The sequence below is a fragment of the Pseudonocardia sp. Cha107L01 genome (genome assembly GCF_052566575.1).
Map to the genome: position 1 here is coordinate 2741569 of NZ_CP199579.1, position 26731 is coordinate 2768299.

At 72.3% G+C, this 26731-nt stretch carries 21 protein-coding genes; 16 read left to right on the forward strand and 5 right to left on the reverse strand.

Annotated features, from left to right (window positions below; translation table 11 throughout):
* Positions 1-5: 5 nt before the first annotated feature.
* The 9 genes from ACTXG6_RS13075 (at position 6) to ACTXG6_RS13115 (ending at position 12505) form a co-directional block, all read left to right on the forward strand.
* Positions 6-2174: a cell division protein PerM gene (locus ACTXG6_RS13075; protein WP_445188051.1), complete on the forward strand. Its 2169-nt coding sequence runs from the start codon at positions 6-8 to the stop codon at positions 2172-2174.
* Between the two features lie 161 nt (positions 2175-2335).
* Positions 2336-2953 carry a phosphoribosylglycinamide formyltransferase gene (gene purN / locus ACTXG6_RS13080; RefSeq protein WP_445189993.1) on the forward strand — a complete coding sequence of 206 codons (618 nt, stop codon included), beginning with the start codon at positions 2336-2338 and terminating at the stop codon, positions 2951-2953.
* Positions 2950-4566, forward strand: a complete 1617-nt coding sequence (purH, locus tag ACTXG6_RS13085; protein WP_445188052.1) for a bifunctional phosphoribosylaminoimidazolecarboxamide formyltransferase/IMP cyclohydrolase — start codon at positions 2950-2952, stop codon at positions 4564-4566. The genes purN and purH overlap by 4 nt, the downstream gene beginning before the upstream one ends.
* A 19-nt stretch (positions 4567-4585) precedes the next feature.
* Positions 4586-4801 carry a hypothetical protein gene (locus ACTXG6_RS13090; RefSeq protein WP_445188053.1) on the forward strand — a complete coding sequence of 72 codons (216 nt, stop codon included), beginning with the start codon at positions 4586-4588 and terminating at the stop codon, positions 4799-4801.
* A 218-nt stretch (positions 4802-5019) separates the two neighbouring features.
* Positions 5020-5808, forward strand: a complete 789-nt coding sequence (locus ACTXG6_RS13095) for a hypothetical protein (RefSeq protein ID WP_445188054.1) — start codon at positions 5020-5022, stop codon at positions 5806-5808.
* A gap of 28 nt (positions 5809-5836) precedes the next feature.
* A complete protein-coding gene (locus tag ACTXG6_RS13100; RefSeq protein ID WP_445188055.1) occupies positions 5837-7588 on the forward strand; it encodes a Y-family DNA polymerase in 1752 nt (583 codons plus the stop codon).
* 278 nt (positions 7589-7866) lie between these two features.
* On the forward strand, positions 7867-11229 hold the full coding sequence (locus ACTXG6_RS13105) for an error-prone DNA polymerase (RefSeq protein ID WP_445188056.1): 3363 nt from the start codon (positions 7867-7869) through the stop codon (positions 11227-11229).
* Positions 11230-11446: 217 nt separating this feature from the next.
* Positions 11447-12079: a pentapeptide repeat-containing protein gene (locus ACTXG6_RS13110; RefSeq protein ID WP_445188057.1), complete on the forward strand. Its 633-nt coding sequence runs from the start codon at positions 11447-11449 to the stop codon at positions 12077-12079.
* A 123-nt stretch (positions 12080-12202) separates the two neighbouring features.
* On the forward strand, positions 12203-12505 hold the full coding sequence (locus ACTXG6_RS13115; protein ID WP_445188058.1) for a DUF3017 domain-containing protein: 303 nt from the start codon (positions 12203-12205) through the stop codon (positions 12503-12505).
* A gap of 70 nt (positions 12506-12575) precedes the next feature.
* Here ACTXG6_RS13115 and ACTXG6_RS13120 read toward each other — a convergent pair whose 3' ends face one another.
* The gene (locus ACTXG6_RS13120) at positions 12576-13679 is read right to left on the reverse strand and encodes a DUF3500 domain-containing protein (protein ID WP_445188059.1); all 1104 of its coding nucleotides are present in this window, start codon (positions 13677-13679) and stop codon (positions 12576-12578) included.
* 255 nt (positions 13680-13934) lie between these two features.
* Complete coding sequence (locus ACTXG6_RS13125; RefSeq protein WP_445188060.1) at positions 13935-16151, reverse strand: NADP-dependent isocitrate dehydrogenase; 2217 nt, start codon at positions 16149-16151, stop codon at positions 13935-13937.
* Positions 16152-16337: 186 nt separating this feature from the next.
* Between ACTXG6_RS13125 and ACTXG6_RS13130 the strand changes: the two genes are divergently transcribed.
* Together ACTXG6_RS13130 and ACTXG6_RS13135 are read left to right on the forward strand one after the other, a co-directional pair.
* Positions 16338-16679, forward strand: coding sequence for an SH3 domain-containing protein (locus tag ACTXG6_RS13130; RefSeq protein ID WP_445188061.1), 342 nt, complete (start codon positions 16338-16340; stop codon positions 16677-16679).
* On the forward strand, positions 16676-17503 hold the full coding sequence (locus ACTXG6_RS13135; RefSeq protein ID WP_445188062.1) for an exodeoxyribonuclease III: 828 nt from the start codon (positions 16676-16678) through the stop codon (positions 17501-17503). The genes ACTXG6_RS13130 and ACTXG6_RS13135 overlap by 4 nt, the downstream gene beginning before the upstream one ends.
* 56 nt (positions 17504-17559) lie before the next feature.
* Here the strand turns inward: ACTXG6_RS13135 and ACTXG6_RS13140 are convergent, their stop codons facing one another.
* Complete coding sequence (locus tag ACTXG6_RS13140; RefSeq protein ID WP_445188063.1) at positions 17560-18825, reverse strand: NADH:flavin oxidoreductase/NADH oxidase family protein; 1266 nt, start codon at positions 18823-18825, stop codon at positions 17560-17562.
* Between the two features lie 86 nt (positions 18826-18911).
* On the opposite strand from ACTXG6_RS13140, the gene ACTXG6_RS13145 reads away from it, so the two are divergent.
* The 3 genes from ACTXG6_RS13145 (at position 18912) to ACTXG6_RS13155 (ending at position 22718) form a co-directional block, all read left to right on the forward strand.
* The gene (locus ACTXG6_RS13145; RefSeq protein ID WP_445188064.1) at positions 18912-19595 is read left to right on the forward strand and encodes a TetR/AcrR family transcriptional regulator C-terminal domain-containing protein; all 684 of its coding nucleotides are present in this window, start codon (positions 18912-18914) and stop codon (positions 19593-19595) included.
* 99 nt (positions 19596-19694) lie between these two features.
* On the forward strand, positions 19695-22331 hold the full coding sequence (locus ACTXG6_RS13150; protein WP_445189994.1) for a bifunctional FO biosynthesis protein CofGH: 2637 nt from the start codon (positions 19695-19697) through the stop codon (positions 22329-22331).
* A gap of 198 nt (positions 22332-22529) precedes the next feature.
* Positions 22530-22718, forward strand: coding sequence for a hypothetical protein (locus tag ACTXG6_RS13155; protein WP_445188065.1), 189 nt, complete (start codon positions 22530-22532; stop codon positions 22716-22718).
* 114 nt (positions 22719-22832) lie between these two features.
* Here ACTXG6_RS13155 and ACTXG6_RS13160 read toward each other — a convergent pair whose 3' ends face one another.
* Positions 22833-23780, reverse strand: a complete 948-nt coding sequence (locus tag ACTXG6_RS13160; protein WP_445188066.1) for an amidohydrolase family protein — start codon at positions 23778-23780, stop codon at positions 22833-22835.
* A 14-nt stretch (positions 23781-23794) separates the two neighbouring features.
* Positions 23795-24325, reverse strand: a complete 531-nt coding sequence (locus ACTXG6_RS13165; protein WP_445188067.1) for an Lrp/AsnC family transcriptional regulator — start codon at positions 24323-24325, stop codon at positions 23795-23797.
* Positions 24326-24457: 132 nt separating this feature from the next.
* On the opposite strand from ACTXG6_RS13165, the gene trpS reads away from it, so the two are divergent.
* Positions 24458-25480, forward strand: coding sequence for a tryptophan--tRNA ligase (trpS, locus tag ACTXG6_RS13170; protein ID WP_445188068.1), 1023 nt, complete (start codon positions 24458-24460; stop codon positions 25478-25480).
* Positions 25481-25525: 45 nt separating this feature from the next.
* Positions 25526-26557 carry an inner membrane protein YhjD gene (gene yhjD / locus ACTXG6_RS13175; RefSeq protein WP_445188069.1) on the forward strand — a complete coding sequence of 344 codons (1032 nt, stop codon included), beginning with the start codon at positions 25526-25528 and terminating at the stop codon, positions 26555-26557.
* The last annotated feature ends 174 nt before the right edge of the window (positions 26558-26731 follow it).

Sequence of the window (26731 nt, forward strand, 5' to 3'; positions counted from 1 at the left end):
GCGCTGTGTCCTCGTCCTCACGCTCCCCGTCCAGGGTCCGTGGCCGCGCCGCGCCCGTGGACCCGGCCGACATCGACCCGTCGGCCGCCGCCCCGGTAGCCGAGCCGCCGGCCGCCCCTGACCGCGCGCCGATCCAGAACTCCGGCGACCGGCTGCGCCTGCTGACCGGCGCCGCGGTGCTCAGCGTGCTGCTCAGCTACCTGGCGATGGCGTTGGTCGCGGCGCTGGCCGGGCTGACGGCGGGTGCCGGACCGGCGATCAGGGCACTGCTCGTGGCCGCCATCCCGCTCTGGCTCGCTGCCCATCAGGTCCCGCTGGTGGTGGCCGGTGCACCCCTGGGCGTGCTGCCGCTGGTGCCGACCGCCGCCGTGCTCGCCCTCGCCGCCGTACTGGCGACCAGGGCGACCCGCCGTCTCGGCGGCCGCCTGCGGGAGGACGCCTCCGCGGTGGTGGCCACGCTGGCCGGCGCGCACGCCTCGGTCGCGGTGCTCGCCACCGCGCTGCCGCAGAGCCCGGTGCAGGCCGCCCCGTGGGCCGCGCTGCTCGGTGGTGGCGTGGTCGCCGCGACGGGCGCCGGGCTGGGCGCGCTGCGGTGTACCGGCCTGCCGGCCTGGTGGTATGCCGCGCCGGGCTGGGCGCGCGGAGGGATTGCGGCGGCTCGGGTCGGCGCCGCGGCACTGGCGACCGAGGGCGCGTTGATGCTGCTCGCCGCCCTGCTCGTCGCCGTCGGCGAGGTGTCCGCACGGTTCCAGTCGACGGCGCCCGGACTCGGCGCCGGATTCGGCATCGCCCTGCTCTCGCTGTGCTACCTGCCGAACGCGCTGATCGCCTCGGTCAGCTGGCTCGCCGGGCCAGGCCTCTCGATCGGAGCGGCGGCCGCGTCGCCGCTGTTCACCGCGCCCGGGCCACTGCCGCCGGTCCCCCTGATGGCCGCGATGCCGGCGCTCGCGCCACCGGGTTGGGCGGTGGTGGTGTTCCTGCTGCCGGTGCTGGCCGGTGTGCTGGTCGGCCGACAGTGCCGCCGGGCGGATCCGGAGCCGGTGCGCCGGCTGTGCGCGGTGGCAGTGGCCGCGGTGACGCTCGCCGTCGGCTTCGGGCTGCTCGCCGCGATCGTCAGCGGCCGACTCGCCGCCGGGCCGTTCGACCCGGTCGACCTGCCCGCGTTGGCACTCGCCGGTTCGCTGCTGGGCTGGATCGCGGTGCCGGCGGTCGCGGTGGCGTTGCTGCCGGAGCGGGCGGGGCGGTCCCGGCTGCCCGGGCTGCGACGTTCGGCTCGACGTGCCGGACCCGGCGCGAGCACCGCCGGGGCGGTGGCCGGCGTTTCGGTGGCCGCCGGCGAGCGCAGGCTCGACGAGCCGGGAGGCGGGGACGCCGAGTACGGCGACGGTTACGACGGTTACGACGACGGTTACGACGAGGCCGGATCCGAAGAGCGTGAGTACGACGAGACCGGATACGACGAGGCTGAGGACGAGCCCGACGACGAGGCTGACTACGACGAGGCTGACTACGACGAGGCCGACTACGACGAGGCTGACTACGACGAGGCCGGGGACGAGGCCGACTACGACGAGCGTGCGCACGCCGACGAACGCGGGTTCGAGGACCAGGAGCTCACTGAGCGCGACGGCGCCGAGCTCGCCGGGTACGACGACACCGAGCTTGCTGAGCGGGACGCCAGCGAGCTCGCCGGGTACGACGACACCGAGCTCGCCGAGCGGGACGCCAGCGAGCTCGCCGAGCGGGACGACCGTCAGCTCGAAAACGCCGACGCCGGTGAACTCGACCACATCCGCCGGCGTGAACCCACACACGCAGGCCGCGATCAACAGGAGGGGTCGGAGACCGCTTACGACAAGTCGGAGTTCGTCGAGCCGGACTTCTTCGACGATGATCTGGATGCCGAGCTGGACAGCTACCTCGACACCGGCGAGGCCGATCTCCGCGAAGCCGGGACGGGCGGATTCGGCACCGGCCCGACGGTGGCCGAGTCCGCTGTGACCGGGCCTGATCAGGGCGGATCGAGCCGGACCGGGCCTGCTGGGCACGATCTGGAGGACACTGACGCGGATGTCGACCGGGACGCCCCGGCCGGCACCCGGGCATCCGCCGGCCGGCGGACACCGCGAGCGGATGGCCGGGCGGCAGGCCGATGGTGGCGCCGCCGGAGGTAGGACGGCCCGATCCGGGGCGGTCAGGAGCAGTGCCGCGTACCGTTTGCCCGTCGCACGAGTGCCGGTCGTCCCTGGGTCACTCCCGCTGGTTACCCTGGAGGCGCCGCCGATCAGGGGAAGTCGAGGAGTCAGAGCTGAGCACGTCGAGCACCCCCTACCGGCTGGAGCTGCCGGTACCCGCCCGAACGGTCGTACTGGTCTCCGGCTCGGGCACCTTGCTGCAGGCCCTACTCGATGCCGGCGCGTCCGGCGACTACCCGGCACAGGTTGTCGCGGTCGGCGCGGACCGTGCCGACATCGCCGGCCTGACCCGTGCCGAAGACGCCGGGCTGCCGTCCTTCAGCGTCGCGCTGCGCGATCACCCGGACCGGGACGCCTGGAACGACGCTCTCGTCAAAGCGGTCGCCGAGCACCAGCCGGACCTGGTGGTGAGCGCCGGCTTCATGAAGGTGCTGTCCCCGGCTTTCCTGGCCGGCGTCGGTGTCCCGGTGCTGAACACCCATCCGGCGCTGCTGCCGGCCTTCCCTGGGGTGCACGCGGTACGCGATGCGCTGGCCCACGGAGTGAAGATCACCGGCTGCACCCTGCACCTGGTCGACGCGGGAGTGGACACCGGACCGGTGCTCGCCCAGCGCGCGGTGCCGGTGCTGCCCGGTGACACCGAAGAGACCCTGCACGAGCGGATCAAGATCGAAGAACGGCGGTTGCTGGTGGTGACGGTGGCCGCGCTGGCCGCCCACGGTGCCACCGTGACCGGACGAGAGGTGAGCATCCCGTGAGTCCCAACCCGCAGAGCGACCGCCGGCCCGTCCGGCGCGCACTGATCAGCGTCTACGACAAGGCCGGCCTGCTGGACCTGGCCACCGGACTGCACGCGGCCGGCGTGGAGATCGTCTCCACCGGGTCGACCGCGCAGCGGATCGCCGACGCCGGAGTGCCGGTGACCAGGGTCGAGGAGGTCACCTCGTTCCCGGAGTGCCTGGACGGACGGGTCAAGACGCTGCACCCCCGGATCCACGCCGGTCTGCTCGCGGACACCCGCAAGCCCGAGCACCTCGCGCAGCTCGCCCAGCTCGAGGTCGCCCCGTTCGATCTGTTGGTCAGCAACCTCTACCCGTTCACCGACACCGTCGCGTCCGGCGCCGGCCCGGAGGACTGTGTCGAGCAGATCGACATCGGCGGCCCCGCCATGGTGCGGGCGGCGGCCAAGAACCACGCCAGCGTTGCGGTGCTGGTCGATCCGGCGCACTACCAGTGGGCGTTGGAACAGATCGGCGGCGGCGGGTTCAGCCTGGCCGACCGGCAGCGACTGGCCGCCGAGGCCTACCGGCACACCGCCGCGTACGACGTGGCGGTGGCGTCCTGGATGGGTGAGGTGCTCGCCCCGGAGAGCGAGCTGGACGGCGCCTCCCCGCTCCCGTCCTGGATGGGCGGTACCTGGACCCGGCGCGCCGGGCTGCGCTACGGGGAGAACCCGCACCAGGCCGCCGCGCTGTACGTCGTCGGCTCGGGCGGGGTGCCCGACGGGCTGGCCGGCGCCGAGCAGCTGCACGGCAAGGAGATGTCGTACAACAACTACATCGACGCGGACGCCGCCTGGCGCGCCGCGCACGATCACGACGACGCCTGTGTGGCGATCATCAAGCACGCCAACCCGTGCGGCATCGCGGTGGCCTCGCCGAGCCTCGCGGATGACCCGGGCGCGGCGATCGCGGAAGCGCACCGCAAGGCGCATGCCTGTGACCCGGTCAGCGCGTACGGCGGCGTCATCGCGGCCAACCGCGAGGTCAGCGTGGCGATGGCGGAACAGATCGCCGAGGTGTTCACCGAGGTGGTCGCGGCCCCGGGTTACGCCGAGGGGGCGCTGGAGGTACTGACCCGGAAGCGCAACGTCCGGGTGCTCAGGGTGACCGGCGCGCCCCGGGCCGGGATCGAGATGCGCGCGGTGAGTGGTGGCCTGCTGGTGCAGAGCCGAGACCTGATCGACGCACCCGGGGATGACCAGGCGAAGTGGGAGCTGGCCACCGGGGAGCCGGTGGACGCCGCGACCCTGGCCGACCTTGCGTTCGCCTGGCGGGCCTGCCGGGCAGTGAAGTCGAACGCGATCCTGCTGGCCCGCGACCTCGCCACGGTGGGCGTCGGCATGGGTCAGGTGAACCGGGTGGATGCGGCCGGGCTGGCGATCCAACGGGCGGGTGACCGCGTTTCCGGCTCGGTGGCCGCGTCCGACGCGTTCTTCCCGTTCCCGGACGGGCTGGAGCTGTTGCTGCGGGCCGGGGTGCGCGCCGTGGTGCAGCCGGGCGGGTCGATCCGCGACCCGGAGGTGACGGCCGCCGCGGCCGCTGCCGGCGTACCGCTGTACCTGACCGGTACCCGACACTTCGCGCACTGACCGACACCGTGGCGCGCGGGTGCCCCCCGAGTTGGGCGGGCACCCGGAGCCGCCGATCCCGGAGTTCGCCGCCCCCGGGTTGAGGGCCGCTGGCGGGCGTTCCTCGCACGGTGCGACCGCGATGTCCCCCCGCTCCTGGTCGCCGGCGAGCGGGCCGAGCGCCGACCCTCCGTCGCTGTCCGCGACCAACGTGCTGCTGCCGGTGGCCACCGCATTCCCCTTCCTGACCCCTTGACCGAGCGTGCCGTCATGCGCTTATTCTGTTCGAACAGATGTTCGATGTCAAATGAGCTGACGGTGCTGGCGATTCCTGGGTGGCCGGCTCCCGGCGCCGGATCAGCGCTGGCCTGTCGGTGATGGGTCGCGGTGGTCGGTTGTCAGCTGTTGAGGTGGAGGTGGGCCGTGAGGGTGGCTTCGGCGTCTTCGGTACCGGTCGGGTCGCGGGTGGCAGCCGTGTCGTCCGGGCCGGCTGTGTCCCTTTCGGAGCCGTTTTCGGAGCCGCTCCCGGACGAGCGGGCCGCGCGACTGCACGAGGCCAGGAGCTTGCTCGGCCGGGCCACCAAGGCATGGGGCGGGAAGCAGGCCATGGCGCCGCCGGTGGAGGGCGAGCGGATGCTGCCGGTCGCCGCGCCGCTGCGATCGGTGCTGCCGGGTGCCGGGCTCCGTCGAGGGAGCACCGTCGCGGTGCGGTCGTCGACCGGGTTGTTGCTGGCGCTGCTGGCGGAGGCGTCCGCCGAGGGTGCCTGGTGCGCGCTGGTGGGGCTGCCGGAGGTGGGGCTGGTCGCGGCGGCCGAGGCCGGTCTGGCGCTGCCTCGGGTGGCGCTGGTGCCCCGGCCGGGCACTGATCTGGTGGCGGTGACCGCCGCGTTGCTGGACGGGCTGGATCTGGTCGCGGTGGCCGGGGTTGAGCGGCTCCGTGCCGGTGACCGGCAGCGGCTGGCGGCCAGGGCACGCCACCGGGGTTCGGTGTTGCTGCCGGTCGGTCGCTGGCCGGGGGCGGATCTGGAGGTGGCGGCGGTGGCCGGGCGGTGGCAGGGGCTGGTCGGCGGTGGGGCGGGGCGGTTGCGGAGCCGGCGGGCCCGGGTTCGGGTCAGCGGCCGGGGAGTGGTGCATCGAGGGCGGCTCGCCTCGGTCCTGCTGCCTGGGCCGGAAGGTGCGGTTGCCGACATGAACTGGCCGGTCGGTGCTGGTCAACGAACTACTGGGCTGGCGGCGCCGGCGAGTGAGCGGGAGGCGGGATGAGCGTGTCCGGCTCGCCGGTCGGGGCGCGGTGAGCGAGCCGGCACCCCGGATTCTTGCGCTGTGGTGCCCGGACTGGCCGGTGGTGGCGGCGGTCGCCGCGGCCGGGGTGAGCCCGCACCGGCCGGCGGCGGTGGTGGCGGCCAACCGGGTGCTGGCCTGCTCGGCGGTGGCCAGGGCGCAGGGGGTGCGGCGAGGCCTGCGCCGACGGGAAGCGCAGGCCCGCTGTCCGGAGCTGGCCGTGCTGGATGCCGACCCGGAGCGCGATGCCCGACTGTTCGAGCAGGTCGCGCTCGCCGTGGAGGAGCTGGCACCGGGGGTGGAGGTGGTCCGCCCCGGCCTGATCGCGCTGCTCGCCCAGGGGCCGGTCGGCTACTTCGGGAGTACCCGGTCGACGGCCGAGCGGCTGATCGACCACGTCGCCGGGCGTACCGGCGCGGAATGCCAGATCGGCATCGCGGACGGGTTGTTCGCCGCGACCCTGGCCGCGCACCGGGGAGTGGTGGTGGAGCAGGGGCGGACCGAGGAGTTCCTCGGCCCCCTCCCGGTTGACGAACTCGACCGGGAGCCCGGGGTCGATCGGGCCGAGCTGATCGACCTGCTGCGTCGGCTGGGGTTGCGCAGCCTGGGCGCCTTCGGCCGGTTGCCGGCGGGCGATGTGGCATCCCGGTTCGGCGCCGACGCGGTGCTCGCGCACCGGCTGGCCAGGGGGTTGGATCCGCGTCCCCCGGCGCGCCGCCGCCCGGCGGAGGAGCTCGCCGTGGCCGTCGAGCTGGATCCGCCGGTCAACAGGGTGGACGCGGCGGCGTTCGCCTCCCGGGCGTTGGCCGAGCAGCTGCACGCGCTGCTCGCCGGGCATGGGCTGGCCTGCACCCGACTCGGTATCCAGGCGCGCACCCTGGACGGCACCGAGCTGTACCGGGTCTGGCGCTGCGCCGAGCCACTGACACCGGCCGGCACGGTGGACCGGGTGCGCTGGCAGTTGGAGGCCTGGCTCACCCGGGAGCTGATCCGCCGGGGCGCTCCGGTCGGTGAGGTGGGGGTGGAGTCCGGCGGCCTCAGGCTGCTGCGGCTGTCCGGTGAGGAGGTGGTCACCGCCGGCGCGCTGCAGCTGGGGCTGTGGGGCGACGTCGGAGCCGCCGGCGAGCGGGCCGGCCGGGCCCTGGTGCGGGTGCAGGCGATGCTGGGGCCGGAGGGGGTGTTCACCGCTGTGCTCGAGGGCGGGCGGGATCCGGCGGAACGGGTCCGGCTGGTGCCCTGGGGGGATGAGCGCCCGGCGTCGGACGGGGAGTCTCCCGCCGCTGGCCAGGGCGCCGGCCGGCGAGCCGGTTCGGGGGCGGGCCGGCGAGCCGGTTCGGGGCCGGAACCGTGGTCGGAGGTGCCGCCGTGGCCGGGCCGGCTGCCGGCCCCCTCACCGACCACGGTTCCGGCCAAGCCGCCGGCGGCTGAGGTGTGGGACGGGTCCGGGCGCCCGGTCCGGGTCACCGATCGGTACGTGTTGACCTCGGCCCCGGCGGCGGTGGCGGTGGACGGCGGCCGGCCGGTCCCGGTGCGCGGCTGGGCCGGGCCCTGGCCGGTGGATCAGCGCTGGTGGGACACCACGGCCGGGTGGCGGGGCAGTCGACTGCAGGTGGTGCTCGGCGGGTCGGCGGGTCTCGGCGGCGAGGAAGCGTTAGATGTGGGTGCCGCCCACGACGGGGCGGGCGCCGACGAGTCGGTGGAGCGGGCGCTGCTGCTGCTCTGTCGGGACGGTCGGTGGTCGGTCACCGGTGTGTACGACTGACCACAGGATGACTCGAACGGAGGCTGGCAGCACCGGCCACCGCGGCCTATAGTCGAACATATGTTCGATCTGATGGGTCAACGGTCTGAGGCCGCGGCCGCCCCCTGCCGGGTTTATCCACTGCTGGCTCGCCGCCCGGGGTGGACTGTCTCCGAGCATCCCAGTGGCATGGTCATCTGGCGCAGCCCGAGCGGCCGGCACTTCCTGCGGCGGCCTTCGCCTCGGGGGGTCGCCCCCGGTGGTTGCCGGGATGCACCGGCGCCGGCCTGAGGTCGGGTATGGGCTTCAACAATCCCGATGTCAGCTGGTCCGAGTTGGAACGGGCGCTGTCCGGCAAACCGAAGGACGGCGCCAGCCTGGTCGGAGCAACTCCGCCCGGTATGCCCGGCGACGGCGGGGACAGCCCGGCCTGGTCCCGCAAGCGATCGCCCTACCGCCCGCCCGAGGAGCCGCCGGCGGTGACCCACGCGGCCACCCGGGTGCCCTATGCCGAGTTGCACTGCCACTCCAACTTCAGCTTCCTGGACGGGGCCAGTCACCCCGAGGAGCTTGCCGAGCAGGCCTCCCGCCTGGGCCTTGAGGCGATCGCGCTCACCGACCACGACGGCATGTACGGGGTGGTGCGGTTCGCCGAGGCGGCGGCCGAGCTCGGGGTGCGCACGGTGTTCGGCGCCGAGCTGAGCCTCGGGCTCACCGCCCCGCAGAACGGCGTGCCCGATCCGGAGGGCACCCACCTGTTGCTGCTGGCCAGGGGACCGGAGGGGTACGGGGCGCTGTGCCACACGATCAGCGCCGCCCAGCTGCGGGGGCGGGAGAAGGGGCGGCCGGTCTACCAGCTGGAGGAGGTGGCGGCCGACACCGCCGGCAAGGTCATGGCGCTCACCGGTTGCCGCAAGGGCTCGGTCCGGCGGGCGCTCGCGCGGCACGGGTCGGCGGCGGCGGCCGCCGAGCTGGGCCGGCTGATCGAGTTGTTCGGCGCCGAGCACGTTGCCGTCGAGCTCACCGATCACGGGTTGCCCACCGACACCGAGCGCAACGACGTGCTCGCCGAGCTCGCCGGCCTGGCCGGGGTTCCCACGGTGGCCACCAACGCCGTGCACTACGCCACCCCGGCGCGATATCCGCTGGCCACCGCGCTGGCCGCGGTCCGGGCACGGCGGGGGCTCGACGACGCGGACGGCTGGCTGCCCGCCGCGCCGGCGGCCTACCTGCGCAGCGGCGCGGAGATGTCCGCCCGGTTCGACGCGCGCTACCCCGGGGCGGTGGCCAGGGCCGCCGCGCTGGGCCGGGAGCTGTCCTTCGAGTTGCGGCTACTCGCACCGGACCTGCCGCCGTTCCCGGTGCCCACCGGGCAGACGGAGGCCGACTGGCTGCGCAGGCTGACCTACCAGGGGGTGGCCGCCCGCTACGGCAGCCATGCCGAGAACCCGGCCGCGATCGAGACGATCGAGCACGAGCTGAAAGTGATCGAGGCGAAGAACTTCCCCGGTTACTTCCTGATCGTGCACGACATCGTGTCGTTCTGCCGCAAGAGCAACATCCTCTGTCAGGGCCGGGGCTCCGCGGCCAACTCGGCGGTCTGCTATGCGCTGGGTATCACCGCTGTGGACGCGGTCGAGCACGGCCTGCTCTTCGAGCGGTTCCTCTCCCCGGCCCGGGACGGCTACCCGGACATCGACCTGGACATCGAGTCCGGCCGGCGTGAGGAGGTCATCCAGTACGTCTACGAGACCTACGAGCGCACGCACACCGCCCAGGTGGCGAACGTGATCTCCTACCGACCCCGCTCGGCGGTCCGGGACATGGCCAAGGCACTGGGGTTCTCGCCCGGCCAGCAGGACGCCTGGAGCAAGCGGATCGAGCGCTGGGGCCCCACCGTGGGGGAGAGCACCGACAGCTCCCCGGTCGACCCGGACGGCATCCCGGAGAACGTCCGGGCGCTCGCCGACGAGCTCCTCGGTTTCCCGCGACACCTCGGTATCCACTCCGGCGGCATGGTGATCTGCGACCGGCCGGTGTCCGAGGTGGTGCCGGTGGAGTGGGCCCGGATGGAGAACCGCACCGTGGTGCAGTGGGACAAGGACGACTGCGCCGCCGCCGGTCTGGTCAAGTTCGACCTGCTCGGGCTGGGCATGCTCACCGCACTGCACAAGATGATCGACCTGGTGGCCGAGAACGACGGGCCGCGGATCGAGCTGCACCAGCTGCAGCCCACCGATCCGGGGGTCTACGACATGCTCTGCAGGGCCGACTCGGTCGGGGTGTTCCAGGTGGAGTCGCGGGCGCAGATCGCCACGCTGCCCCGGCTCCAGCCGCGCAAGTTCTACGACCTGGTGGTGGAGGTTGCGCTGATCCGCCCCGGCCCGATCCAGGGCGGCTCGGTGCACCCGTACATCCGGCGGCGCAAGGGGCAGGAGTCGCCCAGCTACGACCACCCGCTGCTGGAGAAGGCGCTGAGCAAGACGCTGGGGGTGCCGCTGTTCCAGGAGCAGCTGATGCAGATCGCGGTGGATGTGGCCGGTTTCTCCGCCGCCGATGCCGACGAGCTGCGCCGGGCGATGGGGTCCAAACGCTCCGAAACGAAGATGGAACGCCTGCGCGAGCGGTTCTACGCCGGGATGGCCGAGAACGGGATCACCGGTGAGGTCGCCACCACGATCTTCCAGAAGATGCTGGCGTTCGCCAACTTCGGCTTTCCGGAGAGCCATTCGATCAGCTTTGCCTCGCTGGTCTACTACAGCTCCTGGTTCAAGCTGTACCACCCGGCGGCGTTCTGCGCGGCGTTGCTGAACTCCCAGCCCATGGGCTTCTACTCGCCGCAGTCGCTGGTCGCCGATGCGCGGCGGCACGGTGTGCGGGTCCTGGGCCCGGACGTGAACCACTCCGGGGCGGACGCCGTGCTGGAGCCGGCGCGGGACAGCCTCGGCGGTTGGGCGGTCCGGCTCGGGCTGTCCAGCGTGCGGGCGGTCGGTCAGGACCTGGCGGAGTCGATCGAGGCGGAGCGGCGGGCGAACGGTCACTTCGCCGACCTGTCGGCGCTGGCCCGCCGGGTGCGGATGACGGTGCCGAAGGCGGAGGCGTTGGCCACCGCGGGTGCTTTCGGGTGCTTCGGGGTGGATCGGCGGGCCGCGCTGTGGGCGGCCGGGGTGGTGGCAGGGCAGCGGCCGACCCATCTGCCCGGTACCTCGGTGGGCGTCGCCGCCCCGCCGCTGCCCGGGATGACCGACGCGGAGCTGACCATCGCCGATGTCTGGGCCACCGGGGTCAGCCCGGACAGCCATCCCCTCGAGCACCTGAGAGACCGGTTGACCGCCGACAACGCGCTCTCGATCGCCGAGCTGAGATCGGTCACCGACGGCACCCGGGTGAAGGTCGGCGGCCTGGTGACGCACCGACAGCGCCCGGCCACCGCGGGCGGGGTCACCTTCCTCAACCTGGAGGACGAGACCGGCATGCTCAACGTGGTCTGCTCGCCGGGCCTCTGGGCGCGGTACCGGGCTGTGGCGATGGGCGGCTCGGCGCTGCTGGTGCGGGGGCGGCTGGAGCGCACCGACGACACCCCGAGTGTGTTGAACCTGCTTGCCGACCGGCTGGACCGATTGGTACTGCAGGTGGCGGTTCGGTCCCGGGACTTCCGATGAGACGGCCGGCCCACGAGGTGGTGATCAGCGCGCCGGCCAGCGGCGTGCTGACCGGGGGGAGCAAGACTGGCCGAACGAGGTAGGACATGATCCGCGGCAGTCCTGCTTACCGGTCCTGGCGATGACCACGGTCCGGCCGACGGGCACCATCACTAGTGCGGCGGCCACTAGTGCGGATCGGCCGGAAGTGGATCGGGTAGACATGGAGCAGGCGGACGTGGACCAGGCGACTGCACAGGATTCGGACGAGCTCACCGTCGGAGAGGACTTCACCGACCAGGTGTTCGCCGGTGAACGGTGGTCCGGGCGGAAGTTCGTCGACTGCCGCTTCACCGACGCCGACCTGCGCGGGCTGGTCACCGAGCGGTGCGAGTTCACCGAGTGCGACTTCAGCGGAGCCGACCTCGGCGACTCCCGGCACCATGGCACCGCCCTGCGGACGTGCGTGTTCAGTCGCGCCACACTCGCCGGCAGCACCCTGTCGTCCTGCACCCTGATGGGCTCGCAGTTCACCGACTGCCGACTGCGGCCGCTCACGATCACCGACACCGACCTCAGCCTCGTCTCCCTGGGTGGTGCCGACCTGCGGAACACCAGCCTGGCCGGTCTGCGGCTGCGGGAGGCGAACCTGGTGTCGGCCGACCTGCGCGGCGCGTCGCTGCGCGGCACCAATCTCGCCGGCGCACGGTTGAACGGTGCCCGGTTCGAGGGCGCGGACCTGCGGGAAGCGATGCTCGACGCGTCGGCGCTGGTGGCAGCCCGGGTGACCGGGGCCAAGGTGGACATGTCGCTCGCCATCGGGTTCGCCAGGGCGCATGGGCTGCTGGTGGACCTGGGCGACGAAGACTGACTACGAAGACTGAGGCCGCCGGCACCGATCCGGCGCGGCCCGGTCGGGCGCGCTCTGTCAGGATGGGCGGCGACGCGGTTGGACGGTCAGCCGGGACGCCGTGACCGAACGGAGAGCGGACACATGATGGACCTGCGCCACCGACTCGCCGACCGGATCCCGACCCACGGCGCGGTCAGCATGGTGTGGGTGATCGCCGCCGCCGGGTTCATCCGGGTGCTGGCCGAACACTGGCGCGAAGGCACCGGACTGATCGGCGGCGCGCTGCTGGTCGGCGCGGTGGCCCGGGTCCTGCTGCCGGACGACAGGGCGGGGTTGCTCGCGATCCGCAGTCAGGCGATCGACGTGCTCTGCTACCTCGGGTTCGGGCTGGTGATGGTGATCCTCGCGGCCACTATCCCGCGCACCCCGTTCATCCAGGGCTGATCCGACCCGCACCCGACCCGCACCGCCCGCACCGACCCCGAGCTGCCCACCGGGGGAGATCGGGCTGGTCTCAGGCGTGGTGGGCGGTGTGGTGCGCGGCCAGTACGTCCGTGCCGAAGTCGCCCTCGGGGTCCCGCCACACGGAGTGCGCGTGGTTGGCCATCCGCTGGGTGTTGTCGTACTCGACCAACAGCCGAGGCCCCTGCAGCCGGTAGTAACAGGCGTCGCCCGGCGCGAGGCCGCCCGCCCAGGCGAAGTGCACCTCGTCCAGCAGCGGCCCGGCGTACCGCGCCGCCTCGCGGGCGATCAGCTCCTCGGGAACCCGGCCGGTGTAGCAGTTCAGCACGGCGAGCAGCAGCTCGCGCTGTTCGGCGCCCAGCGACGAGGCCGGCACGCCCCGGGGGGCGGCGGTCAGTTCGACGGCGTCGTGGTCGGCGGGGGTGATCCCGTAGTACGACTCGTTGGCCTCGTGCGCCGCATCCATCGCGTGTGCCAGGCCCGGGTCGGCGAACCGACCGCGGAACAGGTCGCCCAGCGGGACCACCCGGTCACCGGAGGAAATCCGGGACCGGTTCGCGCCGACCACGTCGACCGGGGCGCGCGGCGTCAGCACGGCCAGCGAGCGCTGCGCGTCGTCCAGCGACCGGACCAGCGAGCGGCCAAGGTCCTCCACGGCGCCGAGCGGGCGCAGCGATGTCGCGCCGAGCAGCGGAGCGGTGGCCGGGTCGGCGCCGAGGAAGCACGGTGTCGACGAGACCAGCGCACCGTCCACCACCAGGTTGTTCAGCGAGACGTGGTGCCCGCCGAAGCGCCAGCCCCACACCGCCTCGCCGGGCGTGCCGAAGATGCGCAGGTAGTACATGCCGGGGTCGCGCCCCCGGTCGCGCGCGAACGTCGACGCGAAGCCCTCGGTCCGGTCCAGCGCGTTCTCCAGACCCATGATCGTGGCCACCGTGACGTAGCCGGCCTCGGACAGCCCGGTGGCCACCAACACCATCGTGCGCTGGTACTGCCCGGGTGTCATGGCGTTGACGGTCAGTCCGCCGTGGTCGGTCGGCGTGTAGAACCAGCGCCGCCGCTCGGTCTGTGACTCCGCGTCCGACCACGCCCAGCCGGCCCGCGCGCGTTGGTCGCGCTCGAGGCTGGCCAGCACGGCCTTGGCAGCCTCGGTCATTCGGTCGCCGACCTGTCGTGCGGCGGCGGCATTACTGGCGGACGTATCGGCACTGACAGCCACCCGCCCAGGCTAGGACCTGTCCGGCGGACCGACCAGTTGGCGTTCCGGCCGATCCCTGACGAACGCCGACCGCGACGAATCCAGCTCGCCGACCCCGCTCACAGCTACGGACCAGGCCCCGCCAACGACGCCCCAGCCCCAGCCCCAGCCCGGTCAGGGGCTGGGGCGTCGTGGGCCGGCCGGTACGCGCGGTCAGAACTCCGAGATCGCGGCGTTCAGAGTCGGGCTCGGGCGCATGATCTCGTCGGTCTTCGCCTTGTCGACGTAGTAGTAACCGCCCAGCTCGACCGGGTGGCCCTGCACACCGCTCAGCTCGCCGACGATCTTGTCCTCGTCGGCGGCCAGCCGCTCGGCCAGCGGGGCGAAGACCTTCGCCAGGTCTGCGTTCTCGGTCTGCGCGGCCAGCGCCTGGGCCCAGTAGAGCGCCAGGTAGAAGTGGCTGCCCCGGTTGTCCAGCTCGCCGACCCTGCGCGAGGGGGACTGGCCGTTCTCCAGCAGCGTGCCGGTTGCGTCGTCGAGTGCCTTGCCGAGCACCGCGGCACCGGGGTTGTCGTCCTTGTCGGCCAGGAACTCCAGGGAGACCGCCAGCGCGAGGAACTCACCGAGGGAGTCCCAGCGCAGGTGGTTCTCCTTGACCAACTGCTGGACGTGCTTCGGCGCCGAGCCGCCGGCGCCGGTCTCGAACAGGCCGCCGCCGTTCATCAGCGGCACGATCGAGAGCATCTTGGCGCTGGTACCCAGCTCCATGATCGGGAACAGGTCGGTGAGGTAGTCCCGCAGCACGTTGCCGGTGACCGAGATGGTGTCCTCGCCGGCCTTAGCGCGGGCCAGGGTGTAGCGGGTGGCCTCGCCGACCGGCAGGATCTCGATGGTCAGCCCGTCGGTGTCCTGTTCGGCGAGGTACTCGCGGACCTTCTTGAGCACCTCGGCGTCGTGGCCGCGGGTCTCGTCGAGCCAGAACACGGCCGGCGAACCGGTGGCCCGGGCCCGCGAGACGGCCAGCTCCACCCAGTTGCGGATCGGCGCGTCCTTCGTCTGGCAGGCGCGCCAGATGTCGCCGGCCTCGACGTCGTGCTCCAGCAGCGTGGAGCCGTCGGCGGTATTCACCACCCGGACGGTGCCCGCCGCGGCGATCTCGAACGTCTTGTCGTGGCTGCCGTACTCCTCGGCCTTCTGCGCCATCAGGCCGACGTTGGGCGTGGTGCCCATGGTCGTCGGGTCGAACGCGCCGTGCTCCCGGCAGAAGTCGACGGTCTCGGCGTAGAGCGCCGCGTAGGACGAGTCCGGGATGACGAACTTGGCGTCCTGCTGCTGGTTGCCGGCGTTCCACATCTGGCCGGAGGAACGGATCGCGGCGGGCATCGAAGCATCGATGATCACGTCGCTCGGCACGTGCAGGTTCGTGATGCCGCGGTCGGAGTCGACCATGGCCAGCGAGGGCCCACTCTGGTAGGCGGAGTTGATCGCCGCCTCGATCGCCGAGCGCTTCTCGGCGGGCAGCTTCTCCAGCGCGGTGAGCACACTGGCCAGGCCGTCGGCCGCGTCGGCGCCCACCGAGGCGAGGTCGTCGCCGTACTCGGCGAACACGTCGGAGAAGTACGCCTTCACCGCGTGCCCGAAGATGATCGGGTCGGAGACCTTCATCATCGTGGCCTTGAGGTGTACCGAGAACAGCACGCCCTTGGCCTTGGCGTCGGCGATCTGCTCGGCCAGGAACGCGTCCAGCGCGTTCTTGCTCAGCACCGCGGCGTCCACGATCTCACCGGCCAGCACCGGCAGCGACGGCTTGAGCACGGTCACCGTGCCGTCGGCGGCGGTGTGCTCGATGCGCAGTTCGGCGGCGTCGGCGAGAGTGACCGAGGTCTCCGAGTGGCGGAAGTCACCGTCGTCCATCGTGGTCACGTGCGAGGCGGACTCCGGCGACCACTTGCCCATGGAGTGCGGGTGGGCCCGGGCGAACTTCTTCACCGAGGCCGGCGCGCGGCGGTCGGAGTTGCCCTCGCGCAGGACCGGGTTGACGGCGCTGCCCTTGACCGAGTCGTAGGCGGCGCGGGCGGCGCGCTCGTCGTCGGTCTGGGGGTTCTCCGGGTAGTCCGGGATGGCGTAGCCGGCGGACTGCAGCTCCTTGATCGCGGCCTTCAGCTGCGGGATCGAGGCGCTGATGTTGGGCAGCTTGATGATGTTGGCTTCGGGCGTCTTGGCCAGCTCACCGAGCTCGGCCAGCGAGTCCGGCACGCGCTGCTGTTCGGTCAGCTGGTCCGGGAACTGCGCCAGGATGCGGGCCGCCAGCGAGATGTCGCGGGTCTCGACGTCAACACCGGTCTTGCCGGCGAACGCCTCGATGACCGGGAGGAACGAGTGCGTTGCGAGCGCCGGCGCCTCGTCGGTGTAGGTGTAGATGACCTTCATCGTTGCTGTGGCCTGCCTGTGACTCGGGGGTCGGATGTGGACGGTGGAGCGTGGTGACTGCCGGCTAGTACGCTAGCCCTTTCCCACGCTATCCCCTGGCCGGCGTCGTGGCGCGTCCGGAGGATGTGGCCGGGGCGCGGTAACGTCAAGTGGTCGCGAGCCGGGTCCGGGCGGAGTGTCCACCAGATGAAGATCATGCAGATCAAGGTCAAGAAGCCGAACGGCAGGAGCTGGTTCTTCGCCGCAGGCTGCGCTGTCGTGCTCGGTGTGCTGGTACTGCTCGACGGCGGGTCGCTGAGCACCAACTCCGGGCTGAGCTCGCCGTGCCGGGTGGAGGTCACCGCCGACGTGCTCAACGTGCGCACCAGCCCCGACCCCGGCGGCACCACGACCAGCGTGCTCCACCGCGGTGACCTGCGCGGCGCGGAGACCACCGTGCAGAACGGCTACCGCCAGATGGTCGACGGAGGCTGGGCCCTCGACGACTTCCTGCGGCCGCTGCCCGGCAGCAAGTGCGCGGCCCAGTGACCGCTCTGACGGTCAGCACGGTCAACGTCAACGGCATCCGGGCAGCGGCGCGCAAGGGGCTGCTGGACTGGCTGGGGGTTACCGACGCCGACGTGGTGTGCGTGCAGGAGTGCCGCGCGCTGCCCGAGGAGTTCCCCGAGCTGCCGGCCGGGTGGCAGTCCTACTACGCGCCAAGCGGAGGTCCGAAGGGACGCAACGGGGTCGGTGTCCTGGTCCGGGCGGCGGCCGGCTCGAGCACCGGGCCGGCGGCGGTGCGGGTGGGCTTCGGCTCGACCGAGTTCGACGGCTCCGGGCGTTACCTGGAGATCGACCTGCCCGGCCTTGGCGGTTCCGGCGGCGTGACGATTGCGTCGCTGTACCTGCCCAACGGCACGGTCGGTACCCCGAAGCAGGACGAGAAGGACCGCTTCCTCGCCGAGTTCGCGCCGTACCTGGCGGAGCGGCGGGAGAAGGCCGCCGCCGAGGACCGCGAGGTGCTGGTCTGCGGCGACTGGAACATCGCACACACCAGGGCGGACATCCGCAACTGGCGGGGCAACGTCAAGAACTCCGGGTTCCTGCCGCACGAGCGGGAGTGGATCGGCGCGGTGTTCGACGCCGGGTACGCCGACGTGGTGCGCGCGCTGCACCCCGAGGTGGACGGGCCGTACTCGTGGTGGTCCTACCGAGGCCGGGCGTTCGACAACGACACCGGCTGGCGCATCGACTACCAGGTGGCCACTGCTGGCCTGGCGCGGCGCGCGGTGGCGGCCCGGGTCGAACGGGCCGCCGAGCACGCGCTGCGCTGGTCCGACCACGCCCCGGTCACCGTCCGCTACCAGTAACCCGCGAGTCGCTGGACTCCGCCGGGTGAGTCGCTGGATTCTTCCGGCGCGGGTCGCTACACCGGCAGCCGGTGCAGCAGGGCGTCCCGAGCGCCGGTGAGCAGCACGACGGCCAGCGCGACGGCCGCCGAGCGCTCCGGGCGCAGCGGTCTGCCCCGACCCAGCCGGGCCATCTGCTGCTGGTGCCACAGACCGTCGATCAGGTCGTCGACCACCCGGTGGCCGACGGCGTGCCGCCTGACCAGGCTGGTGTCGGCGGTGCCGGCGAGCAGCCGTTGGGCCAGGTCGGGCTCGTGCGCCAGTGGCCGGGCCAGGCCGATCAGGTCGACGGCACCGCCGCGCAGCGCCTCGATCATGCCCTGGCGGGTGCGGAATCCGCCGCTCAGCATGATCGGCACGGTGAGCTCGCGGGCGAACCGCTCGGCGAACTCGAGGAAGTAGGCCTCGCGTGCCGCGGTGGATGCCCGCTTCGGTGTCCCGCTGATCATCGCGGCGTTCTCGTAGGTACCGCCGGACACCTCGATCAGCGCCACCCCCTCGGCCTGCAGCGCCTTGGCCACGGTGAGGGCGTCCTCGGCGTCGAACCCGCCGCGCTGGAAGTCCGCCGAGTTCAGCTTCACCGCGAGCAGGAACGACTCCGGCGTGGCCGCCCGCACCGCGCGCACGGTGTCCAGCAGCAGCCGCATGCGGTTCTCCAACGAGCCGCCCCACCGGTCCTGGCGTTGGTTGACCAGTGGCGAGAGGAACTGGCTGAACAGGTAGCCGTGCGCGGCGTGCAGCTCCACCCCGTCGAACCCGGCGCTCGCGGCGACCCGGGCGGCGGTGCGGAAGCGGTCGATCAGGGCGAGGATCTCCGCCTCGGTGAGCGCCCTCGGTGGGGTGAACATCCGCCTGCTGGCTCCGCTGATCGCCAGCGGTACGGCCGAGGCCGACACCACGTCCTGGCGCCGGCCGGCCACCGAAAGGCCGCGCATGGTCTGCCGCCCGGGGTGGGACAGCTGGAGGATGAACTTGGTGTCGGTGCCGGCGGTGGCGGCGGCCCAGTCGCGCAGTGCGGGCAGGAAGCGCTCGTCCTCGATCACGACGTTGCGGTGCGCTTCCAGCGCCGACCCGTCCACCATGACGTTCCCGCTGATCAGCAGGCCGGCGCCGGTGCTGGCGAGCTGGCGGTAGACCTCGGTCAGCTGCCGGGTGGGCGCTCCGTGCCGGGTGGCCAGGTGCTCGCTGGTGGCGGCCTTGGCGATCCGGTTGGGCAGCGTGACGCCGTTGCCCAGGCACAGCTCGCTGGTCAGTGCGGGCCGTGCGTCGATGTGTTCGGTCATGGTGCCGGTTCCTCCTGTACGAGGTACATGTACTAAGTACATGAAAGCTTTACTCTGTATAGTTGGCAACCGTGGCGAGGGCAGATGTGACCGGCGGCACGAAGCCGGACCGGGGCCGACTGGACCGGGACACGGTGGTGGCGCGCGCGCTGGCACTGGTCGACGCGGAGGGGTTGGAGGCACTCACCATCCGGCGCCTCGCCGTCGACCTCGGCGTCACCCCGATGGCGCTGTACTGGCATTTCCGCAACAAGGACGAGCTGCTCGACGCCCTGGTCGAGCACCTGCTCGGCACCGTGACACTGCCGGAGCTGCCCGCGGTGCCGGCGGTCCACGGGCGGGACTGGGCGGAACAGCTGCACGCCGCGCTCACCGCGTTCGCCGCCGCGCTGCGCCCGCACCCGGCGATCGCCCCACTCATCCAGGCGCGGGTGCTGTTCAGCGCGCCGGGGCTGGCGCTGGCCGAACGTGCGCTGGGCCTGCTGCGCGAGGGTGGGTTCAGCGCCGAGCAGGCGGCGCAGATCGGTGGCTACCTGGTGGGTGCGGTGGTAACCCTGGTCGTCGCCGAGCCCGGCGTGTCCGCCGAACCGGACCTGGAGCTGCGGGACTGCCATACCCGGGCCCGGCAGGCGGCGCTGCGGTCGCTGTCCCCGTCGGACTACCCGAACGTGATCGCCTGCGCCGAGCCGTTGACCTTCTGTGCGAACGGCGACGCGTACTTCGCCCAGGGGATCGATCTGCTGGTCGCCGGCGTCCGCGGGGTCAGCTAGCCGGGTACTGGGGCCAGCCCGGCGATCCTAGGTCTAAAAAAAATACCCAGCTCGGTCGCCGGGGCGGCGAAATCGACTTAGTGTGCAGGGGTGGCTGATCTGTTGAATCACCCGGAGCCCCGGCCGTCCGAGCCCGTACCGGCCGCGCCCGAGTCGCCCGAACCCGCCCCGCCCGAGCCCCCGCCGTCGGCGTCCGCGCTGCGCCGCGCGCTGCGCAGGGCCCGCGACGGGGTCACCCTGAACGTCGACGAGGCGGCCGTGCTGCTGGCCGCCCGGGGCGAGTCCCTCGACGACCTGCTCGCCATCGCCGGGCGGGTGCGCGACGCCGGCCTGGTCGATGCCGGCCGACCCGGGGTGGTGACCTACAGCCGCAACGTGTTCATTCCGCTGACCCGGCTGTGTCGGGACCGCTGCCACTACTGCACGTTCGCCACCGTGCCGCACCGGCTGCCGGCGGCGTTCCTGGAGCGCGACGAGGTGCTGGAGATCGCTCGCGCGGGCGCGGCGGCGGGCTGCAAGGAAGCGCTGTTCACCCTGGGCGACCGCCCGGAGGACCGCTGGCCGGCGGCGCGGGAGTGGCTGGACGCGCGGGGCTACGACTCGACGCTGGACTACGTGCGGGCCTGCGCGATCGCGGTGCTCGAGGAGACCGGGCTGCTGCCGCACCTCAACCCCGGGGTGCTGTCCTGGAGTGAGATCACCCGGCTCAAGCCGGTCGCCGCGAGCATGGGCATGATGCTGGAGACCACGGCCACCCGGCTGTGGTCGGAGAAGGGCGGCGCGCACTACGGCAGTCCGGACAAGGAGCCGGCGGTCCGGCTGCGCACGCTGACCGACGCCGGCCGGGTCGGCGTGCCGTTCACCACCGGCATCCTGATCGGCATCGGGGAGAACCGCGCCGAGCGGGCCGACTCGCTGTACGCGATCCGCTCCGCCGCCCGCGCGCACGGTCACATCCAGGAAGTGATCGTGCAGAACTTCCGCGCCAAGCCGGACACCGCCATGGCAGGAGACCCGGACGCCGACCTCGAGGACCTGGCCGCCACCATCGCGGTGGCCCGGCTGGTGCTCGGGCCCAAGATGCGGCTGCAGGCCCCGCCGAACCTGGTCGGGGAGGAGTACGCCCTGATGCTGCGCGCCGGCATCGACGACTGGGGTGGCGTCTCCCCGGTGACGATCGACCACGTGAGCCCTGAGCAGCCGTGGCCGGCGGTCGACGAGCTCACCGCGCGTTCCGCCGAGGCCGGGTTCGCGATGCGCGAGCGGCTGACCGCCTACCCGCGCTACGTGCTGGCCGGCTCGCCGTGGATCGACACCCGGTTGCACGCGCACGTCAACGCGCTGGCCGACCCGGAGACGGGCCTGGCGCGGGAGGGCGCCGAGGTGCGGGGCCGCCCGTGGCAGGAGCCCGACGGCGGGTTCGCCTCGTCCGGGCGCATCGACCTGAACAGCTCGATCGACACCACCGGGCGCACCGAGGACCGCCGCGGTGACTTCGACTCGGTGTACGGCGACTGGGACGAGCTGAAGATCGAGCTGGCCGCCCAGCAGCGCTCGGCGCCGGAGCGCCTGGATGCCGACGTGCGCGCCGGGCTCGACCTGGCCGCCGCCGACCCGGCCGCGCTGCTGGACCCGGCGCACGAGACGGCGGCGATGGCGGTACTCACCGCGGACGGCCCGGCGCTGGAGGAGCTGACCCGGATCGCCGATGCGGTGCGCGCCGACGTGATCGGCGACGAGGTCACCTTCGTGATCAACCGCAACATCAACTTCTCCAACGTGTGCTACGTGGGCTGCCGGTTCTGCGCGTTCGCCCAGCGTGAGCGCGACGCCGACGCGTTCCGGCTGTCCCTGGACGAGATCGCGGCGCGCGCGGTGGAAGCGGCGGCCGACGGGGCCACCGAGGTCTGCATGCAGGGCGGTATCGACCCGCAGCTGCCGGTGACGTTCTACGCCGACCTGGTGCGCGCGGTGCGCGCGGCGGTACCCGGCATGCACGTGCACGCGTTCTCGCCGATGGAGATCGTGTCCGCGTCGGCCAAGGCCGGGGTGTCGATCAAGGAGTGGCTGACCGAGCTGAAGGCGGCCGGCCTCGGCTCGATCCCGGGCACCGCGGCGGAGATCCTGGACGACGAGGTCCGCTGGGTGCTGACCAAGGGCAAGCTGCCCAGTGCGCAGTGGATCGAGGTGGTGTCCACCGCGCACGAGCTGGGCATCCCGTCCTCCTCGACGATGATGTACGGGCACGTCGACGAACCTCGGCACTGGCTCGGGCACCTGCGCACCCTGGCGTCGGTCCAGGACCGGACCGGGGGTTTCACCGAGTTCGTGCCGCTGCCGTTCGTGCACCACAACGCGCCGATCTACCTGGCCGGCCTGGCCCGCCCGGGGCCCACCGAGCAGGACAACCGGGCGGTGCACGCGTTCGCCCGACTCGCCCTGCACGGTCGGATCGACCACATCCAGTGCTCCTGGGTGAAGCTGGGCGACAAGGTCGCGGCGGACATCCTGCGCGGCGGCGCCGACGACATGGGCGGCACCCTGATGGAGGAGACGATCAGCCGGATGGCCGGCTCGGAGAACGGCTCGGCGCGCACCGTCGCCGAGCTGACCTCGATCGCCGCCCTCGCCGAGCGCCCGGTCCGCCAGCGCACCACCACCTACGTCGGTTCGCCGCACCGGCTCACCCCCGCACCCGCCGCCGCCCCCCGGCTGCTCCCGCTCACGCCCGCGTAGGGCGAGCGGGGGCGCCCAGCCGCGGGACCGGGCCTCCCGACTCGCCGACGGCACAAGCACGGCCCGTCGCCGGCGAGTCGGGACGCACCCCGGCCCCGCGAGTCGGGGATTCTGTCCGGGCGAGTCGGGGATTTTGTCCGGGTGAGTCGGGGTTTCCGTCGGGCCGGCTGCCGCCGGGTCTACCGTGGGTGCATGGGCATGCTGGGCGAGTTGTTCCCCGGAAAGAAGCTGGGCGACGAGGGCGGCGAGGACAGCGACGGCAAGCTGCACCGCCCCCGCTTCGACATCGACCTGGACAGCGGCGTGGTGCGGATGCCCACCCTGGCCGCCCGCAAGCCGGCCGCGGAGCCGGCGGAGGACGCCGAGGAGCACCCCGACCAGGACTGACCGTCACACGCGGGTCACACAGACCTGGTGCACGCCGCACAGACCGTGCAAGGCCTGTGCGACGTGCAAACGATCTGTGCGGCCGCCGTGTGTGGCGCCGGCCCGGGCGGCCGGTCAGAGGTTGAACAGGCGCTCGGCGTTGAGGTGGCCGATCTTCTCGCGGTCGGCGGGGCTGATCGGGGCCTCGGCGAGGAACCGGGTGTGCACCGCCGCGTCGCCGAACGGATAGTCGACGGAGAACAGGATGCGGTCGGCGCCGAACACGGCCAGCGCGCACAGCAGTGGCGGCACCGTCGGATAGCCGCAGATCGTGATGTGCACGTGCTCGCGCACGATCTCCGCGACGGACCGCTCACCGGGCCGCGCGCCGCCGAGCACGGCGTCGGCCCGCATCAGCGAGAACGGCAGGTTCTCGCCCATGTGCCCGACCACCACCTGAAGACCGGGGTGCCGGTCGAACACCCCGCTGGCCGCGAGTCGCAGCACGTGCAGCCCGGTCTCGGCGTGCCAACCCCACGCCGCTGTGGACAGCGCCTGGCGCACCGGCGGCTCGAGCCCGCCGAAGTAGATCTCGGCGACCTCGGGCGGCGGGTACGTCGGATGCAGGTACAGCGGCACGCCGAGCTCCTCGATCGTGCCCAGCACCGCGTCGTACTCCGGCGCGTCCAGGAACCGCCCACCGGTGTGCCCGCTGATCATCACGCCACAGAAACCCAGCTCGGACACCGCGCGCCTGGCCTCCACGGCGGCAGCCGCCGGGTCCGGCGTGGGCAGGTTGGCCAGCGCCTGGAACCGGTCGGGGTGTGCGGCCACCGTCTCGGCGATGTGATCGTTCAGCGCGCGGGCCAGCGTCACCGACTGCGCGGCCGGCACCTCCTGCGCGCCCGGCGGGGCAATCGAGAGCACCTGCATGTCGATCCCGGTGTCGTCCATCACCCGCAACCGCTGTTCGCCGACGTCCAGCAGCGCCGCGTGCAGGGCGGTCCCGGACGGGAGGGCCGGCCACACCTGGTCGATCAGGTCGGCGGGGATCAGGTGCTCCTCGAGAGCGATCAGCGTCACCCGGTCATCCTGGCTCACTGATCCTGAGGATGCCCGGAACGGAAGGCGGGTGCGCGGCTGGCCGGGCGCTGCCGCGGCTGGCTGAGCAGCGGCATCACCCGGCGGGGCACCACGGTGCTCAGACAGATCACGCTGGTGGACCGGTCGATCGCGGTCGAGTGGTTGAGCAGCAGCAGGGTGGCCTGCAGGTCCTCGTGCGAGATCGCGGCGATCCGGCACAGCACGTCCCCGGTACCGGTGGTGGCGTACGCCTCGACCACGCCGGGGATGGCCTCCAGCTCCTGGGCGATCTGCTCCAGCGCGCCCTGGGCGATCTCCAGCGTGACGAATGCCTGCACCGGGTAGCCGGCCGCCGCCAGGTCCACGTCCGGGCCGTAGCCGGTGATCACCCCGGCGCCCTCCAGCCGGCGCAGCCGGGCCGACACGGTCGCCCTGGCCACCCGGAGCAGTCGGGACAGCTCCAGCGCGCCGGCCCTCGGTTGTTCGCGCAGTGTGGTGAGCAGGGCGAGGTCGAGCTCGTCGAGGGATACGGGTTGCTCGGCCATGGTCACTCCGGCTTGTCAATCTGGCTAGTTCGCGCGCCTGAACTGCGCTGTCGCCGGAAATGTAGCGACTCTGTAGCGACTCATGGTGGGACGGTTGCGAACGTGGTCGACGGCGCTGGGAGAATCAGCGGTATGACAGATTCGTCCCACCGGCCCCGGGTGCTGTCCGGGATCCAGCCGACCGCCGACTCGTTCCATCTGGGCAACTACCTCGGCGCGCTCCGGCAGTGGATTGCGCTGCAGGACGATCACGACGCGTTCTACTTCATCCCGGACCTGCACGCGATCACCGTTGCGCACGACCCGGCGGCGCTGCGCGAGCGCACGCTGCGCGGGGTGGCCCAGCTGCTCGCGCTCGGGCTGGACCCGGACCGTTGCACCCTGTTCGTGCAGTCCCAGGTGCCCGAGCACGCCGAGCTGACCTGGGTGCTCAGCTGCATCACCGGGTTCGGCGAGGCCAGCCGGATGACCCAGTTCAAGGACAAGTCGGCCAAGCAGGGCACCGACCGCGCGAGCGTCGGGCTGTTCACCTACCCGGTGCTGATGGCGTCCGACATCCTGCTCTACCAGGCGGACCGGGTCCCGGTCGGCGAGGACCAGCGCCAGCACCTGGAGCTGACCCGGGACCTGGCCCAGCGGTTCAACACCCGCTTCGGCGGCAAGACGTTCACCGTGCCGGAGCCGTTCATCCCGGAGGGCATCGGCAAGGTCTACGACCTGCAGGACCCGACGGCCAAGATGAGCAAGTCGGCGTCCACCCCGGCCGGCATCGTCGAGCTGCTGGACGACCCGAAGGTGTCGGCGAAGAAGATCCGGTCCGCGGTGACCGATGCCGAGCGGGAGATCCGCTTCGACGTCGAGCACAAGCCCGGCGTCTCCAACCTGCTCACCATCTACTCGGCGCTGGCCAACCGGAAGATCGCCGAGCTGGAGGCCGACTACGCCGGTAAGGGTTACGGCGATCTGAAGAAGGACCTGGCGGAGGTGGTCGGCGAGTTCGTGTCCCCGCTGCAGGCGAAGGTAAGCGCTTACCTGGCCGACCGCGGCGAGCTGGACCGGATCCTGGCCGAGGGCGCCACCCGGGCGAGGGACATCGCCGGCGCGACACTGGGCACCGTGTACGACAGGATCGGGTTCCTCCCGCCGGCGCGCTGATCGAAGGCTGATCGGCCCGGCGTCGCCCGCTCGAAGGAGAACGCCGTGGCCGATGAGCCGGAGAAGCCGTCCAAGCTCGCTGAGCTGCGTAAACGATACGAGTGGCTGGACCACCTGCTCCGGGCCGGGGCCAGCTACACGGAGAACCACGGTGACCACTACGCGGCCGCCATCACCTACTTCAGCGTGCTCGCGCTCTTCCCGTTGCTGATGGTGGCGTTCGCGGCCGCCGCGCTGTTCCTGCGGCACAACCAGGACCTGCTCGTCCAGATCGAGGGCAGCATCACCAAGGCGGTGCCGGGCGACCTCAGCAAGACGCTCACCGGGGTGATCGACTCGGCGATCAAGTCGGCCGGCACGGTCGGGGTGATCGGTCTGCTGGTCGCGCTGTACTCCGGGCTGGGCTGGATGAGCAACCTGCGCGAGGCGCTCTCCTCCCAGTGGGGCCAGCGAACGGATCCGCCCCCGCTGCTGCGCAAGCTCGCCGTCGATCTGCTCGCGCTGATCGGGCTCGGCCTGGCACTGGTCGCGTCCTTCGCGGTGATCGCGGTCGGCGGGCTCGCGCCGCAGATCGTCAAGTTGCTCGGGCTCGACGGCCTGCACTGGCTGAGCCCGCTGATCCGGCTGGTCGTGATCGTGGTCAGCCTGCTGGCCAACGCGCTGGTGTTCCTCTGGGTGATCGCCCGGTTGCCCCGCGAGCCGGTCACCTGGCGCAGCGCCGCCAAGGCGGCACTGGCCGCGGCGGTCGGCTTCCAGGTGATCAACCAGATCATGGTGTTCTACCTGGCGAAGATCACCAACTCGCCGACCGGCGCCCTGTTCGGCCCGGTACTGGGTTTGATGATCTTCATCTTCACCGTGTCCCGGTTCCTGCTGTTCCTGACCGCGTGGGCGGCGACCGCGAAGGAGAACATGGTGGAGGCGCCCATCGCGGCGCCCGGGCCGTCGGTGGTCCGGACCGAGGTCACGCTGTGCAACCGCCCGAGCAGTGGCGTGACTGCCGGTCTGGTCGGGGCCGGAGCGGTGGCCGGGGTACTGCTCGGGGCGTTCACCGGCTTCACCCGCAGGCGCCGCTGACGGGGAACGTGGCTCGCGTTTTCCGCGGCGGCACAGACCTGGTGCGTGCGGCACAGACCCTGCACGGTCTGTGCGGCCCGCGGCAGGTCTGTGCGCGCGGTGAATGTGGTGCGGCCGTGAATGTGGTGCGGCGTGACGGTGGTGCGGCCGTGAGTGTGGTGCGGCCGGGCGGCG

What these genes read in the sequence shown, in the direction of transcription:
- ACTXG6_RS13120 (WP_445188059.1), bottom strand. Translation starts at nt 13,679, where the DNA reads ATGACCGAGGCTGCCAAGGCCGTGCTGGCCAGCCTCGAGCGCGACCAA.
- trpS (WP_445188068.1), top strand. Translation starts at nt 24,458, where the DNA reads ATGACAGATTCGTCCCACCGGCCCCGGGTGCTGTCCGGGATCCAGCCG.
- ACTXG6_RS13165 (WP_445188067.1), bottom strand. Translation starts at nt 24,325, where the DNA reads ATGGCCGAGCAACCCGTATCCCTCGACGAGCTCGACCTCGCCCTGCTC.
- ACTXG6_RS13105 (WP_445188056.1), top strand. Translation starts at nt 7,867, where the DNA reads ATGGGCTTCAACAATCCCGATGTCAGCTGGTCCGAGTTGGAACGGGCG.
- ACTXG6_RS13125 (WP_445188060.1), bottom strand. Translation starts at nt 16,151, where the DNA reads ATGAAGGTCATCTACACCTACACCGACGAGGCGCCGGCGCTCGCAACG.
- ACTXG6_RS13140 (WP_445188063.1), bottom strand. Translation starts at nt 18,825, where the DNA reads ATGACCGAACACATCGACGCACGGCCCGCACTGACCAGCGAGCTGTGC.
- ACTXG6_RS13155 (WP_445188065.1), top strand. Translation starts at nt 22,530, where the DNA reads ATGCTGGGCGAGTTGTTCCCCGGAAAGAAGCTGGGCGACGAGGGCGGC.
- ACTXG6_RS13130 (WP_445188061.1), top strand. Translation starts at nt 16,338, where the DNA reads ATGAAGATCATGCAGATCAAGGTCAAGAAGCCGAACGGCAGGAGCTGG.
- ACTXG6_RS13115 (WP_445188058.1), top strand. Translation starts at nt 12,203, where the DNA reads ATGATGGACCTGCGCCACCGACTCGCCGACCGGATCCCGACCCACGGC.